The sequence below is a fragment of the Streptomyces sp. ID05-26A genome (assembly GCF_033794685.1).
Taxonomy (GTDB): Bacteria; Actinomycetota; Actinomycetes; order Mycobacteriales; family Pseudonocardiaceae; genus Lentzea.
In genome coordinates, this window is the sequence record NZ_JARAYZ010000001.1 from 1,129,203 (window position 1) to 1,145,289 (window position 16,087).

16 protein-coding genes and 1 pseudogene are annotated in these 16,087 nt (G+C 69.5%); 5 read left to right on the forward strand and 12 right to left on the reverse strand.

What is annotated here, in order from left to right; all coding sequences use genetic code 11:
• Positions 1 to 11: 11 nt before the first annotated feature.
• A complete protein-coding gene (locus tag PV646_RS05410; RefSeq protein ID WP_500340355.1) occupies positions 12 to 797 on the reverse strand; it encodes an SGNH/GDSL hydrolase family protein in 786 nt (261 codons plus the stop codon).
• A 162-nt stretch (positions 798 to 959) separates the two neighbouring features.
• Between PV646_RS05410 and PV646_RS05415 the strand changes: the two genes are divergently transcribed.
• Positions 960 to 1,532 (forward strand): SACE_7040 family transcriptional regulator, encoded by a 573-nt coding sequence (locus PV646_RS05415; protein WP_500340356.1) that lies wholly within the window; start codon positions 960 to 962, stop codon positions 1,530 to 1,532.
• Here PV646_RS05415 and PV646_RS05420 read toward each other — a convergent pair.
• From PV646_RS05420 to PV646_RS05430, 3 genes are read right to left on the reverse strand one after another with little or no spacing between them, the layout of a single operon-like run.
• Positions 1,529 to 2,149 carry a response regulator gene (locus PV646_RS05420; protein ID WP_500340357.1) on the reverse strand — a complete coding sequence of 207 codons (621 nt, stop codon included), beginning with the start codon at positions 2,147 to 2,149 and terminating at the stop codon, positions 1,529 to 1,531. The two genes, PV646_RS05415 and PV646_RS05420, sit on opposite strands and share 4 nt — an antisense overlap.
• On the reverse strand, positions 2,146 to 3,264 hold the full coding sequence (locus PV646_RS05425; protein WP_500342270.1) for a sensor histidine kinase: 1,119 nt from the start codon (positions 3,262 to 3,264) through the stop codon (positions 2,146 to 2,148). Before PV646_RS05425 ends, PV646_RS05420 begins: the two co-directional genes overlap by 4 nt.
• A 5-nt stretch (positions 3,265 to 3,269) precedes the next feature.
• Positions 3,270 to 4,352: a DUF418 domain-containing protein gene (locus tag PV646_RS05430; RefSeq protein WP_500340358.1), complete on the reverse strand. Its 1,083-nt coding sequence runs from the start codon at positions 4,350 to 4,352 to the stop codon at positions 3,270 to 3,272.
• 364 nt (positions 4,353 to 4,716) lie between these two features.
• Here PV646_RS05430 and PV646_RS05435 point away from each other — a divergent pair.
• Positions 4,717 to 4,998 (forward strand): annotated as a pseudogene (locus tag PV646_RS05435) (phospholipase A2); the annotation flags it as partial.
• A gap of 1,312 nt (positions 4,999 to 6,310) precedes the next feature.
• On the opposite strand, the gene PV646_RS05440 reads toward PV646_RS05435, so the two are convergent.
• From PV646_RS05440 to PV646_RS05455, 4 genes are read right to left on the reverse strand one after another with little or no spacing between them, the layout of a single operon-like run.
• Positions 6,311 to 7,333 (reverse strand): acyltransferase family protein, encoded by a 1,023-nt coding sequence (locus tag PV646_RS05440; RefSeq protein WP_500340359.1) that lies wholly within the window; start codon positions 7,331 to 7,333, stop codon positions 6,311 to 6,313.
• Positions 7,330 to 8,034 (reverse strand): alpha/beta hydrolase, encoded by a 705-nt coding sequence (locus PV646_RS05445; protein WP_500340360.1) that lies wholly within the window; start codon positions 8,032 to 8,034, stop codon positions 7,330 to 7,332. Before PV646_RS05445 ends, PV646_RS05440 begins: the two co-directional genes overlap by 4 nt.
• Positions 8,035 to 8,086: 52 nt before the next feature.
• Complete coding sequence (locus tag PV646_RS05450; protein ID WP_500340361.1) at positions 8,087 to 8,740, reverse strand: response regulator; 654 nt, start codon at positions 8,738 to 8,740, stop codon at positions 8,087 to 8,089.
• Complete coding sequence (locus tag PV646_RS05455; RefSeq protein WP_500340362.1) at positions 8,737 to 9,855, reverse strand: sensor histidine kinase; 1,119 nt, start codon at positions 9,853 to 9,855, stop codon at positions 8,737 to 8,739. The genes PV646_RS05450 and PV646_RS05455 overlap by 4 nt, the downstream gene beginning before the upstream one ends.
• A gap of 120 nt (positions 9,856 to 9,975) precedes the next feature.
• On the opposite strand from PV646_RS05455, the gene PV646_RS05460 reads away from it, so the two are divergent.
• Positions 9,976 to 10,482 (forward strand): hypothetical protein, encoded by a 507-nt coding sequence (locus PV646_RS05460; protein WP_500340363.1) that lies wholly within the window; start codon positions 9,976 to 9,978, stop codon positions 10,480 to 10,482.
• Here PV646_RS05460 and PV646_RS05465 read toward each other — a convergent pair.
• Entirely contained in the window at positions 10,454 to 11,581 is a 1,128-nt protein-coding gene (locus tag PV646_RS05465) for an erythromycin esterase family protein (protein ID WP_500340365.1), read from the reverse strand. The genes PV646_RS05460 and PV646_RS05465 overlap by 29 nt on opposite strands.
• Before the next feature lie 81 nt (positions 11,582 to 11,662).
• Here PV646_RS05465 and PV646_RS05470 point away from each other — a divergent pair, with 81 nt between their 5' ends.
• Positions 11,663 to 11,830 carry a hypothetical protein gene (locus PV646_RS05470; protein ID WP_500340366.1) on the forward strand — a complete coding sequence of 56 codons (168 nt, stop codon included), beginning with the start codon at positions 11,663 to 11,665 and terminating at the stop codon, positions 11,828 to 11,830.
• On the opposite strand, the gene metX is transcribed toward PV646_RS05470, so the two are convergent.
• Together metX and PV646_RS05480 are read right to left on the reverse strand one after the other, a co-directional pair.
• Entirely contained in the window at positions 11,793 to 12,806 is a 1,014-nt protein-coding gene (metX, locus tag PV646_RS05475) for a homoserine O-acetyltransferase MetX (RefSeq protein ID WP_500340367.1), read from the reverse strand. The genes PV646_RS05470 and metX overlap by 38 nt on opposite strands.
• Positions 12,806 to 14,092, reverse strand: coding sequence for a bifunctional o-acetylhomoserine/o-acetylserine sulfhydrylase (locus PV646_RS05480; protein WP_500340368.1), 1,287 nt, complete (start codon positions 14,090 to 14,092; stop codon positions 12,806 to 12,808). The genes metX and PV646_RS05480 overlap by 1 nt, the downstream gene beginning before the upstream one ends.
• 195 nt (positions 14,093 to 14,287) lie before the next feature.
• Between PV646_RS05480 and PV646_RS05485 the strand changes: the two genes are divergently transcribed.
• Positions 14,288 to 15,295 carry a Gfo/Idh/MocA family protein gene (locus tag PV646_RS05485; protein ID WP_500340370.1) on the forward strand — a complete coding sequence of 336 codons (1,008 nt, stop codon included), beginning with the start codon at positions 14,288 to 14,290 and terminating at the stop codon, positions 15,293 to 15,295.
• Positions 15,296 to 15,359: 64 nt separating this feature from the next.
• Here PV646_RS05485 and PV646_RS05490 read toward each other — a convergent pair whose 3' ends face one another.
• Positions 15,360 to 16,058 (reverse strand): NUDIX hydrolase, encoded by a 699-nt coding sequence (locus PV646_RS05490; RefSeq protein WP_500342271.1) that lies wholly within the window; start codon positions 16,056 to 16,058, stop codon positions 15,360 to 15,362.
• Between the last annotated feature and the right edge of the window lie 29 nt (positions 16,059 to 16,087).

Below are 16,087 nucleotides of genomic sequence, written 5' to 3' on the forward strand. Positions count from 1 at the left end.
TCCGGAATGCGCTACCCGATGGCAGCCCGCAGAGCGGGCAGGTAGCCGCTCTGGTGACCCGCCCTGTTCGGGTGGTACGACTCCTCGACCGGCCAGCTCAGGCTGTTGAGCCACCAGCTCGACGAGCAGATCTCGTGCCCGGTGAACGCCCCGCGCACGTCGACGTAGCGGAACCCGGCAGCGGCGGCCCGCGCCCCGATGGTGGCGTGCAGCGCGTCGGAACCGGAGTTGATCGCGGCCCGCTTGGTGTCGCTCAGGCCGACGTTGCAGGAGCCCGGCACCTTGTACATGCGCGGGTAGCCCAGCACGACCACACGCGCCGCCGGGGACTTCGCCTTGATCGTGCCGTAGACGTTGTTGAGCAACCCGGGAAGCGTGTTCGCGGCGTAGGTCTTCGCCTGGTTCACCCGGTTGACGCAGTCCTGATCCGACCCGAACGTGCAGGTGGTGATGACGTCGGTGAAGCCGGCGTCGTTGCCGCCGACCTGCACGGTGACCAGGTTCGTGGCCGCCGTGAGGTTGCTGGCCTGAGTCAGGACGTCGCCTGTTCGCGCTCCGGAACAGGCGACGGACTTGAACGTCGCGGGCGCTGTCGCCGCGGCGTAGAGGGCCGGGTACGCGACCGGGCCGCGCTTGCAGCTACCGCTGGCACCGTCATAACTGCCGGTCCCGAGCCCGGAGGCGTACGAGTCGCCGAGCGCGACGTAGTTGACGGGGGCGGCGCTGGCCGGGTTGGCGAGCGCGATGACCGCCGCAGCGGCGGTGACCACTGAGGCGAAGAAGTGAGCAGGACGCATCGATGACTCCCGGAGGGGCCGCAGGGTTGATGCATTGCGGGTCAATGGTTACCCACGAGTAAGACCTGTGTGAAGTATTGGTCAATAGTCAACATTCAGGGCTTGCACCTGCGTGAATTCCACCCATCGGACGACCATGTGAACGCCTGCTAACCTCCTTCCGTGGTCGAGAAACCCTCACGTCGGGACCAGATCCTCAACGCCGCGGCCGAACTCTTCGCGCGCCACGGCTTCCACGGCGTGGGCATCGACGACATCGGCGCGGCCGTGGGCATCTCCGGCCCGGCGCTCTACCGGCACTTCCGCAGCAAGGACGCGATGCTCGGCGAGATGCTGACGTCGATCTCCGAACGGCTCCTCGACGGCGGCCAGGCACGGGTGGACGCCGCCACGGACGCCGAGGAGGCGTTGCGCGAACTGGTGGGCTGGCACGTCGACTTCGCGCTGGACGACCCGGCGCTCATCACCGTGCAGATGCGCAACCTCGCGAACCTCACGGACCCGGACCGCCGGCGCGTGCGCGCCTTACAGCGGCGGTACGTCGAGGTGTGGGTCGAGACGATCCGCCGGACCGTACCCGGATTCGACGAGCCGACGGCGAGGGCCGCCGCGCACGCCGTGTTCGGGCTCATCAACTCGACGCCGCACAGCGCCCACCTCGACCGCGACCAGATGGCAGCGCTGCTGTCGCGCATGGCACTGGCCTCGCTGACGCCCGCCGTGGTGGCTTCCTAGATCAACCCGCGCTGGTGCGCCGCGGACACCGCCGACGCCCGGTCCGGCACCTCCAGCTTCGCGTAGACGTGCTGCAGGTGCGTCTTCACCGTCGCCTCGCTGATGTGCAGCGCCGCCCCGACCTCGCGGTTCGTCCTCCCCCGCGCGACCAGCGCCAGCACCTCCCGCTCGCGGCTGCTCAACGCGGAGACCGGAACCGGCGTGCGCACCCGCTGCACGAGCCGCGCCGCGACCGAGGGCGACAGCACCGTCTCGTCGCGCGCAGCCGCCCGCACCGCACGGAACAACTCCTCGCGCGGCGCGTCCTTGAGCAGATAACCGATCGCGCCCGCCTCGATCGTCGGCAGCACGTCGGCGTCCGTGTCGTGCGTCGTCAGCACCAGCACGCGCGTCGCCGGTGCGCACGCACGGATCTGCCGCACCAGGTCGGCCCCTGAAGGCGCGGGCAGGCGCAGGTCGGTGACGGCGACGTCCGGGCGCACGGCCGCGATCACGGTCAGCGCCTCGGTTCCGCTCGCGGCCTCGCCGACGACCTCGAAGTCGTCCTGCGTGCCGAGCATGCCGCGCAGGCCGTCCCGCACCACCGGGTGGTCGTCGACGACCACGACGCGGATCATCGGGCGTCCAGCGTGACGTTGACGGCGGTTCCGTTGCCGGGCGCGGACTCCACGGTCACCGTGCCGCCGAGCAGCGCCACCCGTTCCTCCATCGCGGTCAGGCCGAAGCCGCGCACCGACGGGTCGAAGCCCGCGCCGTCGTCGAACACGTCCAGCACGACCACGTCCTCCATGTACGACAGTGTGACGTCCACGCGAGAAGCAACGGCGTGCCTGCCCGCGTTCGCCAAGGCCTCCTGCGCCGCCCGCAGCACCGCGACCTCGGTCTCCGGCGACAACGGGCGCGCGTCCCCGGTCACGGTGCACGAAGCGGGCACGCCGTACTCCTCGCGCCACGCCACCACCGCGCGTTCCACCGCCTCACCGAGCCGGGCGTCGCGCAACGGGCCCGGCCGCAGGGCCTCGATCGACCGCCGCACCTCCACCAGGCTGTCGCGCGCCAACCGGCGGGCGGTGGCGATGCGTCCCCGCACCGGTTCCGCCAGACCCAGTTCTTCGGCGACCTCGAGCTGCGTGACGATGCCGGTGAGGCCCTGCGCGACGGTGTCGTGCATCTCTCGCGCCACCCGCGCCCGTTCCTCCAGCACCTGCAACCGCGCGTTCTCCGCCGACAGCGCCGTGAGTCGCTCGTGCATCTCCCGGCGGCGGATCACCTCGCGTTCCATCACGCGGATGATCCAGCCGATCAGGATCGCCATCGGGGTGGTGACGCCGAGGTTCACCATCAGGGTCGCGCCGACGTTGGTGCCCTGCGGCACCAGCCACAACCCGCTCACCACGACCACACCCGCGTAGGCGAGCCAGCCCGGCAGCGCCAGGAAAGCGAGGCCGTAACAAGCCGGCACGAAGATCGCGAACGCGCCGTCGTGCAGCAGCAACACCACAGTCGCGCAGAGCACGCCGGCGAAGTACAGCAACATCAACCCGGTCCGGCGCTCCCACCACTCGGGGTGCGCCATCACGAACCACCAGTGCCACGCCGCCAGCAGTCCGACGACGACCAGCGGCACCGGGGTGACCGGCCGGGTCACCAGGTAGACGCCCGTCGCCACGGCCAGCAGGCCGTACGGCGCGAGCGCCCACACCAGGTTCCACCGGCGTTCCTGCTCCACCATGGACGTCACGCCGGTGAGCTTCGCAGTTCCCGTGCCTTGCGGAGCAGGGTCTCGGCAGGTCCGCGCAAGTCCTTGCGCCGCAGCACATCGGCGAGCAGCACCGACACGCCCCACGTCGCCAGCCCCAGCAGCGCGACCTCCGCCGACCCGAGCGTCGCGCCCAGCCCGAGCGTGTAGGGCTTGAGCAGCAACACGAAGACGACGGACTGGAACAGGTAGCAGCTCAGCGACCGTTCCCCGCACGCCGTGATGGCCCGCACGACCGCGTTGGGCTGCTTGATCCGCGTCGCGATCAACCCGATGAGCGCCGCGTACCCGAGTCCGCCCGCGACGCCGGTCACCGCGTGCAGAGCGCCGAGCTGCCACAACGCGGTGGTGTGCCAGAAGCCCGCGACCGCGAGGCCACTGGGCAGTCCGCCGAGCACGGCGGCGGTGAGTCCCCAGCCCGCGACGTGCCGCAGCAGCCGCCCGTGCCGCTCGGGCTCGGCCAGGACCTCGCGGCGCGCGGCCCACACACCGACGAGCGCGGCGGCACCGACCCCGAAGAGCCCGAACGGGACCAGCAGCCATTCGACCGGGTGCAACGCGATGGCGGCCAGCGGGTCCGCGGTCTCGAACGACCAGAAGAACGAGCGTTGCCCGTTCGGTGGTGACGCGTAGGCCTGGCCCTGGACCACGGCGGTCAGCACGAGCCAGACACCCGCGACCGCGAGCAACGTCCGGTCCTTCAGCCTGCTCATCGCGATCACCGCGAACCCGAGCAGGCCGTAGAGGCCGAGCACGTCACCGGGGAACAGCAGCAGGGCGTGCACGAACCCGAAGACGATCAGCCAGACGTTGCGCGACCTGGCCCGTTCCGGTGCCATCCGCGCGACGCCGTACGCGAACAGGAACGCGAACATCGGGTACGCGCGGGCGTCGACGAACGTCACCACACCGGCGCTGACCAGGCGATCCACGAGGTCTGTCTCGACGACGTGCTGGCGCACGCCGTACGGGCGGCCGTAGAGGTACACGGCCGAGTTCGCCAGCGCGATCAACGCGAGCATGCTGCCGCGGGCGAGATCTGGTGTGAGCAGGCGTTTCATGCTTCCGAGCCTGTCGGCGCGCTCCGCAGCGCGACATCAGCCGTGTCGTGGGCCCGGATCCACCGATCGACGGATGGCGCGCGGCTGACCTGGCGAACTGGCGGTCAGCCGAGACCTGTCCGTAACCTGGCCCGCAATGGGCGCGCGCAAACTCCTCCTCCGGCTTCCGGCCTGGTTCCGGTTCACGGTCATCACCCTCGCGGTGTTCGTGTGCGGTGTGATCGCCTCCAGACCGGCGACCGGTGACAACGGGATCCCGCCCAGCGCCGACGTGATCGCGGCGGCCAACGCCGTCGACGCGTTCGTGATGCCGTCGGCGACGCACGACCCGTACGTCAACCTGCCCGCGGACTTCGCACGCGAGATGGGTCGCGACCCCAAGACCATCACGGCACCGGACGGGACGCTCCGGGTCGTCGACGCGGGCGGCGGGTGCTCGGGCCCGGCGGGCGACACGGAGTGGGACTTCAGTGCCGCGTGCCGTGCGCACGACCTGGGCTACGACCTGTTGCGCTACGCCGACCACAAGGGCGAGCCGCTCGGACCGCAGGCACGCAAGGCACTGGACGACCGGCTCACGACGGACCTGCACGCGCAGTGCCGGCTCAACCCGCGCGGCGCCGGGCAGAGCTGCCACGCGGTCGCCGAGACCTACGCGCTGGGGCTGAAGTTCAACTCGTGGCGGCAGCGGTGGGGAGCACCCGGCCACGAACCCGTGGTGGCGTGGGCGTTCGGCAGCGCGATGGTCGTGTTCCTCCTGCTGGCGCGGCTGCACGGCCGCCGTCGCGAGGACCCGGTCGCGAACTCGCTGCCGCTGGTGCTGGCCCACGCCGAACAGGACAGGTACGCGACGTTCCTGCGGCTCTTCAGCCTCGCCCTGCTCGTGCTCGGCGAGACGGTCGCGATGCTCGCGCACCTGAGAGGGTTCGGCACGTCGTGGCTGTGGGCGTTGCAGGCGGTGCCGCTGTTCTTCTTCGCCGGCGGGCACGCGAACCTGCGCAGCTGGCAGGCACATCAGGGCGGCTTCGGCTGCTGGGTGTCGAGCCGGACGTCGTGGCTCCTTCGGCCCGTGCTGGCGTTCGTGCTGCTCTGGGTGGTGCTGTTCGCGGCGCTGAACCTGATGGACGTCAAGGTCGACGCGTACAGCCGGTTGATCACGCATCCGTTGTGGTTCATCGGGGTCTACCTCCTCGCCGTGGCCGCGACACCGGCGGCCGCGTGGCTGCACGAGCACTTCCGCCGCACCACGCCGTTCGTGCTGGTGCTGGTGACGCTGGGCGTCGAGATCGCGCGCACGTCGACGGACTGGAAGACCGGCGGCTACGTGAACCTGATCGTCGGCGCGTTGCTGATGCAGCAGATCGGGTTCTTCTACGCGGACGGCACGCTGACCTCGCTCTCGCGCAAGCTGCTGGCCGCGCTGGGTGCCATCACGTTGCCCGCGCTGGTGTTCTTCAGCGACTACCCGCGTTCGATGATGGTGCTCGGCGTGGCGCAGGTGTGCGTGGCGTTGCTCGCGCGCGGCCTGGTCACCTCGTGGCTCGAGGGCCGGATCTGGCACGTCGTGACGTTCGTCCGCCGGTCCCCGATGACGGTGTACCTCGCGTACCTGGCCGGGGTCGGCGCGCTGGTCGGGCTGCTCGGCCTGACGCAGGCGCCGATCTGGCTGGTGCTCGGGCTGGTGCCGCTCATCCTGGTGTTCCACCGGTTCGAACGGCGTCTGGTCAGGTCCACGACGCTGGCGCACGAGTCGCACCGCACCCGGCTCGCGACGGCGATGGGCGTGTCGTTCGGGACGCTCGGCGTGCTCGGGTTCGTGGTGAGCGGGTTCCTCGGCGACGGCGTGCTGGTGCTGCTGCCGGTCGACCCGTTGCAGAACCTCATCCACCTGCTGCTCGGCTGGTACCTGATCCACACCGCCCGCACTGGCAGCTGCGACACGCGTCTGCCGTGGCTGCTCACGGCACTGGCGTGCGTACCGCCGATGCTGGCGCTGGATCCGGCACCGCCGGTGGTGGTGCTGCACGCCGCGGCGATCGGGCTTGCAGCGCTCGGAGCCATCCCCAGGTCACGACCGCGCACACCGGCAGCCACAGCAGCCGCTGCCACACCCAGTCCGGATGATCTGGTGGCTGCTGGAGCCCCGGCAACGGCCCCCACGCGCTGAGCGTCAGCGCCACGGTGATCAGCGCGCTCTGGTGGGTCAGGAAGATCCCCAGCGCGCGCTTGTTCAGCCACGCCACGGGTTTCGCCGTGCCAAGCCTCGTCAGCAGCGGCGCGATCGTGAGCACCAGGCCGATCTGCGCGAACGCCAGCGCGAGCGTCGCGTAGTTCGGCGGGTTCAGGTTCGAAACGGCCTCGCCCGGGATGCCCACTGCCGCCACCGGATAGCCGCCAAACGTCGTCAGCAGCGCGTACCCGAGCACGCCCGCGACGAGCAACGGCGGACCGGGAATCCGCCAGCGCGCCAGCGAGTGCCCGAGCTGCCAGGCCGCCCACCACACCGCGTACGGGACCACGAGCACCAGCACGACCGGGACGAGCACACCCCACGAGTACTCGTCCAGCTTGCGCACCAACGGTTTCATCGCCAGCAGCACCAGGTAGACGCCGAAGAACCACAGCGGTGTCGTGACCAGGAAGCCGATGTTCCAGGCGGTGCCCTGGTCGACGCCGCGCAACGTCAGTCCGAAGAGGACAGCCGCCCAGCAGCCGAGCATCAGCAGCGTGGGCACGGCGAGCTGCCTGAGTCTCGTGAGGAACGACGTCTTCGAGTGCGCGGCCGCGTACCCACCGACGAAGAAGAACAGGCCGAGCGTCTGCAACACCCAGCTCACGGGAGTGAGCTCGCTCAGGTGTTTCAGAGGACTGTCGATGTACATGCCGGTCGGGGTGTCTACCAACGCCGTGACCAGCCAGTGGCCGAGCACAACGGTGACGACGGCAAGAGCCCGCACGGCGTCGATGAACGGATTCCTCACAGCTGGTCCCCCGATGCGATTCGCACGAGCGCGTCCAGCGTCTCGGTGCCCGGTTCGTAGTAGGTGTCGTGCTTCCCGCCCTCGAAGCGCAGGACCGTGGCCCCGAACGCGTCAGAAGCCGGATCGGTGCCGTGCCCCAGGTCGAACAACCGCGCGTTGGGCACGAACCGCATCCAGTCCCCGCTGGTCCGCACCGCCCACACGCGGGCCCGAGTCCCCAACGCGGCTGCCGAATCCGCCCGCACACCAGGACTTCCGGTGAACACGATGTCCGCCACGTCCAGGTCGTGCGCCGCGAGCCCGACGACCACCGACCCGTAGCTGTGGCCGATGACGTGGATCCGGGCCCGCGTCCGCAACGCCCGCACGAAGTCGACCAGTGCGTCGGCCCCCTGACGTGCCAGCGATCCGGTCATCGCGTCCACGCCGAGCCCCTGCGGCGTCCGGTACCCGAGCCACGCGATCACCGCGAGGTCGTCGCGATGCGCCTGCTCGTAGAGGTTGGACGCCATCCGCCCGACCGTGCGGTCGAACCGGTCGACGTCCACGTCGGACCCCGGCACGACGACCACCACGTCCCGTGCCGTCGACAGGTCACCGACGACCGCGACCCGGCGGGCGACGTCGGTCCGCCACTGCGCGATCGACGGCGCGACCGACGGCAGGGCGATCAGGAGGAGGAACAGGACGGCTCGGCGCATGTCCCAGAAGCTAGGAAGGTGACACGCCTCGAATCGTCACCCCGGAGAGCCGTTACCCCGGTATCACGAGCCCGCTCTCGTAGGCCGCGATCACGGCCTGGGCGCGGTCTCGGAGGCCGAGCTTGGTGAGCACGCGGCTCACGTGCGTCTTGACGGTCTGCTCGGCCAGCACCAGGTGCGCGGCGATCTCCATGTTCGACAGGCCCTGCGCGACCAGCACGAGGATCTCGGTCTCGCGTTCGGTCAGGACACCCAGCTGCGCGGGCCGGACCCGTTCACTGCGCCGCGATCGCACGAAGTCCTCGATCAGCCGCTTGGTGATCGAGGGCGCCAACAGGGCCTCTCCGGCGGCCACCACGCGCACGGCGTTGAGCAGCTCACGGGCCGGCGCGTGCTTGAGCAGGAACCCGCTCGCCCCGGCCTGCAACGCCTCGTAGACGTAGTCGTCCAGATCGAACGTGGTCAGCACCAACACCCTCAGGTCGTCGGTGCCGTCGAGCAGGAGCCGGGTCGCGGTGAGACCGTCCATCTCGGGCATGCGGATGTCCATCAGCACCACGTCCGGTCTGACCGTGCGGGCCAGCGCGACGCCCTGCACGCCGTTGCCCGCGGCGCCGACGACCTCGATGTCGTCCTGCGCGGCGAGCAACGCGGAGAAGCCCTCGCGCACCATCTCCTGGTCGTCCACCACGACCACCCTGATCACTTGTCCCCCAACGGAATTCTCGCCCTGACCAGGAACCCGCCGTCCTCGGTCGACTTCACGGTCAGCGTGCCACCGTGCACGGCCACGCGTTCCCTCATCCCCACCAGGCCCTGCCCGCCGCCCCCACCGCGGGACGGCCCTCCGGCGGTGTTGCGCACCAGCACGTCCAGCCGGTCGCCGTCCCTGCGCACGTGGACGGACGCCTTGGAGCCGGGCGCGTGCCTGGTGGCGTTCGTGAGCGCCTCCTGCACGATCCGGTAGGCGGTGAGGCCGACCGCCTCCGGCACGTCGTCCACGTCGACCTCGGCCTCGTCCCCCGGCCTCGTGAGCTCGGGGATGCGGCTGATGCCGGGCTGCGGCTCGCGTTCCGGCGCGTCACCCGTCGTCCTGAGCACGCCCAGCAGGCGTTGCATGTCGGTGATCGCCTCCCTGGCCGCCTCACCGACCTCCGCGAACTCCCTCTGCGCTTCCTCGTTGAGCCCTTGGAGGCGGTAGGGGGCTGTTTCGCAGCGCACGACCACCAACGACATGTGGTGCGCCACGACGTCGTGCATCTCGCGCGCGATGCGTGCCCGTTCCTCGAGCGCGGCCTTGGCGTCACGCTCCTCCTCCAGTTCGCGCTCCGCCCTGCCGCGGGAACCGAGCAGGTAGACCACCGCGGCGATGATCGGCACGAAGAGCGCCCTGTCCGCGGACTGCGGTTCGGAGGCGATGATCAACGCCATGGTGATCGCCGTGGTCGTGATGACGATCCCGCGCGAGTAGAACATGACGATCACGACGAACAACGGCACGGCGGTCCAGTACTGCGACGCCGCAGCACCCTCGCCCGCCATGAGGAAGCTGACGAAGTAGAACCCCGGCACCGCCAGCCGCAGGGCGTAGAGCGGCGACCAGTACAGCAGGACGTACGGCCCCAGCGTGGCGAGGAAGATGATCACCCACCAGCCGTCCGAATCGTCCTGCCGGACGTAGGTGGCGCTGGAGACGACCGCCCAGACGAAGGCGTAGATGATCAGCGCGGCGAAGGCGGGCAGCCACAGCCGGCCGAGCGCTCTGGGGAGAACTCGGGTGCGGTCGGGACCGAGGACGGTCCGGTACGACGTGCGGAACACCACCCGATGCTAGGTGGATCGGTGAATCCGCACATTGACCTGCGGAGTGACATACCCGGGTATGACTCTGATCAAGATGGGGCATTGCGAACGCGTGACACCGCGCGGTAGGCAGTACCTGTGAAACCACCACAGGATCCAGATCGCTGGTCACGGCTCACCGCCGTGGCCGGTGAGGCGCTGGCCGCGGCCAGGGCCGGGGAAGACGCTGTGGCGGTAGACCTCGTGACCGGGTACCTCAGCGGGTCGCCCGAGGGCAACGAGGAGATCCGTGAACTGGTGCTCCTGCTGTTCGCGGAGTGCAGCAGCATGGTCAGCGCGCTCGGTTCCGGCGGCGCCACCCCGGTGAAGATGCAGGTCTTCGACGAGGAGGGCAACGAGGTCCAGATCGACGACGCGGACCCGCCCGTCCGCACGGCGATCCGCGCGTTGCTGGCGGAGGTGCACGGCGACCAGGACGCGGCCTCGGAGCAGATCGAGATCGCCCTGGCCAACGGGCAACCGCAGGAGCTCGCGACAGTCGTCTTACAAGCCCTGCGGTGGACCCTGAAGCTGGCCATCGAGTGCGAGACGCGCGACCTGCCCGTCGCGACGTGGATCACCGCGTCGCTGGACGACCAACCCTGATGTGCAGCAGAGCGTCCACACCGTCCATGAGGTGCTGGTCGAGCGGGAAGTAGCCGATCTTCAGCATGGGATCGGCGCCGGTGTCGGCGCGCTGCACCCCCTGCGGCTTGTCGCTCGTGATGCCCCAGGTCGTGAACCGGCTCTGCAGCTGACCTTCGAGGGTGGCTTTGTCCGGTTCGCCCAGTCCGATGGAGTCGTTGCGGCCCAGCGTGCCACCGATGACGGTGTAGGTGTCGCCGAGGACCGGCGCCACGAGGGCGCCCGCGGAGAACCACTCGACCCGTTCGCCGGCCATCTCCATCGAGGAGTTGGTGCGCTGCAGGTGGGCGTTGTGCGCGAACACGAACGTCGGTCCCTTCGCGGCCTCGGCCCGTCGGATCTCCAGCAGGTTGCGAGCCATCACGCCGTCCCGCATCTGGCACAGGCGGTTGAGGCGCACACCCAACGGGTTCGGTTCGGCGGCCTCCCGGTGGTACTGCAGCAGGCTCAGCCCGGCCGTGAGATGCGTCTCCGCTCGCGCCCAGGCCTCGTCGGTGCTCCGGCGCTCGTGCAGCCTCTTCAGCAGGCCGGCGCCGATCTCCCGCAGCCTGAGGGCTTCTTCCGACTGCCCCGGCGACTGCTCGGCGTACAGGATCGCCTCGTCGCGGCTCCACCTCTCGTCGTCGATCGTCAGGTCCACGTCCTCGCCCAGGTAGTCGCGGGCGTGTTCGAGGTAGGGACGCGGGCTGGGCGCGCTGGCCGTCTCGCCCTGGAAGTCGAACCCGTGGAAAGACAGGCGTTCCTGTTCGGGCTTGTCCGCGTTGTACTCGCGCATCCACCGCACGAGCTCGCGGTTGGCGGGCCAGTTCTCACCCATCGAGTGGGAGAAGCCCTCCTTCATGACCGTGTCGAGGTCACCGGCGCCGCCGTGCACGTAGTCGTTGACGACCAGCCCCCGGATCCGGCAGCTCTCCAGGGCGATCGAGCGGAAGCCGAGCCCCGCGAGCTGCTCGAACAGCTCGTTGCGGATCCAGGCGTGGGCGTGCTCGAGGTGCGTCGGCTCGCCGAACCCCAGCAGCTCGGTGAAGGGGCTGATGAACTCGCGAATGTCCTGGCTCATGAGATTCAACCGTAACATTGAAAGCGCTGTTGAGACTTTTCTGCGTTTTTGGCTCTTGATGGTCGCTAAAGTCTCAACTGTGTGACCCGCTCGCCGAGCGCACTCCGTCCGGCTACCGCGGCGGGCGGCACCGACACGCTGGGTGCCGCCCTGACCGACTGGCGCCGCCTCACCGCACGAGGACTGGCGATGCTGGCCGCCTCTGCCCGTCTCAACGAGTACCTGAACGCACGGGCACCAGCTCCGTGACGAGCGCGCCGACCTGTTCGCTCTCGATCAGGAACGCGTCGTGCCCGTACGGCGACTCGATCACCCGCAGCCCGTCCGCTCCGGGAATCCCGGCGGCCAGCTCTTCCTGTTGCGCCAACGGGTACAACCGATCCGAGTCGACCCCGGCGACGATCGTCCGTGCGGTGACGTTCCCGAGGGCGGCCTTGATCCCGCCCCGCCCGCGCCCGACGTCGTGGGAGTTCATCGCCTCCGTCAACGTCACGTAGCTGGCCGCGTCGAACCGCCGGGTCAGCTTGGCCGCGTGGTGGTCCAAATAGGACTCGACCTCGAACCGCCCGTCCTCCTGCCGCTGCCTCCCGAACCGCGCCTGCAACTCCTGCTCGCTGCGATAGCTGATGTGCGCGATCCGCCGCGCGATCCCCAGTCCCTCACCGGGATCGGCCTTGATCGCGTGCACCTGCGCCGACGCCAGCGCGATCTGTTCGGCGGACGCCGCAGCCGTCGTCGCCAGCAACAGCAGGGACTCGACCCGTCCGGGCTCGCTCACGGCCCACTCGACGGCCCGCATGCCGCCCATCGACCCGCCGAGCACCGCGGCCCACCGCCCGATCCCGAGGTAGTCCGCGAGGTGCACCTCGGCCGCGACCTGGTCGCGAATGGTGACGTCGGGAAAGCCCGGGTACTGCCACGGTCCGGTGCTGCCCTGACAGCCACCGAGCACGTTCGGCGCGACCACGAAGAACCCGTCGAGCGGCTTTCCGCTCCCCACCAGGGAATCCCACCAGCCCGGCGTGGGGTGACCCGGCTCCACACCCCCGGCGACATGGCTGTCACCGGTCAGGGCGTGGAGCACGAGCACCGCGTTGGAGGCCTCGGCGTTCAAGGTCCCCCACGTCTCGTACGCGAGCTGGAAACCCGGCAGTTCCCCGAACGGACCGGCGTGGCTGAACCACTTCCGCCGGCCGTTCGGATCGCCGAACCGCCAGCCGCCCACTACAACTCGGACTTCGCCGCGGTGAAGCCCGCCTCCAGGTCCGCCTTGAGGTCCTCCAGCCCTTCCAGTCCGACCGACAGCCGCACCAGACCGGGCGCCACACCCGCGATGAGCTGCTCCTCCGGCGTGAGCTGGCTGTGCGTGGTGGACGCCGGATGCACGATCAACGACCGCACGTCACCGATGTTCACCAGCTGGCTGAACAGAGTCGTACCGTCCACAAAGGCCCGACCGGCCTCGACACCGCCGCGCAGCTCGAAGCTCACGACCGCACCGGCCCCCTTGGGCAGGTACTTCTGTGCGTTGGCGTGGAACGGCGACGACGCAAGGCCCGCGTAGTGGACCTTCTCGACCTCGTCCCGCCCCTCCAGCCACTCGGCAAGCGCTTGCGCGTTCTGCACGTGCCTCTCGATGCGCAGCGACAACGTCTCGATCCCCTGGATCACCAGGAAACTCGTCAACGGCGCGATGGCCGCACCCGTGTCCCGCAGCCCCTGCACCCGCAGCTTCGCCGCGAACGCCCCGTGCCCGAGCACCGGCCAGTACTGCAGCCCGTTGTAGCTGGGGTCGGGCTCGTGGAAGTCGGGGAACTTCTCGGCCCCGTACTCGAACTTCCCGCCGTCCACCACCACACCGGCGATGGCAGTTCCGTGCCCGCCGAGGTACTTGGTGGCGGAGTGCACGACGATGTCCGCCCCGTGCTCCAACGGCCGAAGCAGATACGGCGTGGGCACGGTGTTGTCGACGATCAACGGCACCTGGTTCGCGTGCGCGACACCGGCGACACCCTCGATGTCCAGCACGTGGGACCGCGGATTGGCCAACGTCTCCGCGAAGAACAACTTCGTGTTCGGCCGCACAGCCGCCTGCCAGGCGTCCAGGTCATCCGGGTCGTCCACGAACGACACTTCGATCCCGAGCTTGGGCAACGTGTACTTGAACAGGTTGTGCGTTCCGCCGTACAGCGACGCGCTGGACACGAGGTGGTCCCCGGACCGAGCCAGGTTCAGGATCGCCGCGGTCTCCGCAGCGGACCCGGAGGCGAACGCAACGGCGGCAACGCCCCCTTCGAGCGCGGCGACCCGCTGCTCCAGCACGTCCTGCGTGGGGTTGTTGATGCGCGTGTAGATGTTCCCGGGCTCCGCCAGCGCAAAGAGATCAGCACCGTGCTGCGTGTCCCTGAAGACGTACGAGGTGGTCTGGTAGATCGGCGTGGCGCGAGCGCCAGTGGCCGGGTCGGGCGCAGCGCCCGCGTGGATCTGAGCAGTCTCGAAGGACCAGGACATGGCTGTGCTCCAGCGTGGTTGATTGAGCGGTTTCAGGCTGAGATCAACGGGAGCGGCGACAGGCCATGCTGGTGACGCGCACGTAGTCGACGTGGCGCCGGCTAACCAGGAACATGGTCATGGTCGACGAATGTAAGGGTCCACACGGCCCTGCCGACACCCCGTCCACCAGGTGAGACCGCTTAGGCTGATCGCATGCGCACAGCGGTGGTCGGCTACGGACTAGGTGGGGCGGCCTTCCACGCCCCGTTCATCGAGGCGACGGAGGGCCTGACCCTCTCCGCGGTCGTCACGTCGAACCCGAAGCGCCAAGCAGAGGTGGCGGCCCGCTACCCGAACGCCCGCCTGCTGTCCTCACTGGACGAAGTCTGGACGGGCGACTTCGACCTGGTGGTGATCACCACGCCGAACCGCTTCCACGCGACCCACGCCCGCCAGGTCCTGGAGCACGGCCTCAACGTGGTGGTCGACAAGCCCTTCGCGGGCTCGGCGATGGAAGCGAGAGCACTGGCCTCCATCGCGTCCTCACGAGGCCTGATGCTGGTCCCGTTCCACAACCGCAGATGGGACGGCGACTTCCTGACCGTCCGCAAGCTCCTGGACGACAAGGTCCTGGGCGCGGTCCACAAGTTCGAGTCCCGCTTCGAACGCTACCGCCCGGAGATCAAGTCGTCCTGGAAGGAATCCGGCGACCCGGCAGACCTCGGCAGCATCCTCTTCGACCTGGGTACCCACCTGGTGGACCAGTCGGTGGCCCTCTTCGGCCGCCCGCAGTCGGTCCACGCGGAGATCTCCACCGTCCGCCCCGGTGCTCGCGCCGACGACGACGTCTTCCTCTCCCTGACCCACGAGAACGGTGTCCGCTCCCACCTCTGGATGAGCGCACTGGCAGCGGACCTGGGCCCCCGCTTCCGGGTGCTCGGCCACGACGCGGCCTACGTCAAGTACGGCATGGACCCCCAGGAAGACCGCCTGAAGGCAGGCGAAACCCCGGCGGGCCACAACTGGGGCGAAGACCCGGAAGAAGCCTGGGGCAAGCTGAACGGCGTCCCGCACCGCACGGAACCAGGCGCCTACCAGGACTTCTACGCCCAGGTGGCAGCAGGCAAAACCCCGGTACCGCCACAGGACGCGGTGACGGGCCTGGAGGTGATCGAGGCGGCGAAGCAGTCAGCCCACACAGGTGACGCGGTACGCCTCTGAATCGCTCGTGCCGCGGTGACTCGTCCTGAGGTGCCCCGCACGCTTCCGTCTGCGGGACACCTCTTCAGGCAACCGGCGCGCGCACCAGTGGCGGACTCAACACACCGGCATCCCCTCGCCGGTACAGAGCAGCCGGCCGCCCCCCGTCCCGGCTGGTCGTCTCGCCGGTGGCCACCAGCAACCCGCCCACCCCCGTGACCTTCCGATGGAAGTTGCGGGGATCCAGGGCAACGCCCCACACGATCTCGTAGACACGCCGCAACTCGGCCACGGTGAACTCAGGCGGACAAAACGCGGCCCCCAAGGCCGTGTACTCCAACTTGGCCCGAGCCCTCTCCACCCCGTCGCTCAAGATCCGGGCGTGGTCGAAGGCCAACGCCGAGACCTCCTCGACAGGCACCCAGGACGCCGCGGCAGCGTCCGTCCCGGCCACGGGCACCGGCAGATCGGGCGCCAACGCCAGGTAGGCGACGGAGACGACCCTCATCCGAGGATCCCGCCCTGGCTCCCCGTAGGTCCCGAGCTGCTCCAGGAACAGCCCGGACACCCCGGTCTCCTCGGCGAGTTCCCGAGCAGCCGCGTCGTCGACGGCCTCGTCGACCCGAACGAACCCCCCGGGCAACGCCCACTGCCCGAGGAACGGCTCCTCCCCCCGCCGGACCAGCAGCGCACACAGCGCATCCTCGCGCACGGTCAACACCACCAGGTCGACCGTGACAGCGAAGGGAGGGAAATCACTTGGCTCGTACACCCCACCAAGCATAGGCTTATCGTCAACACGACGATAAGGAG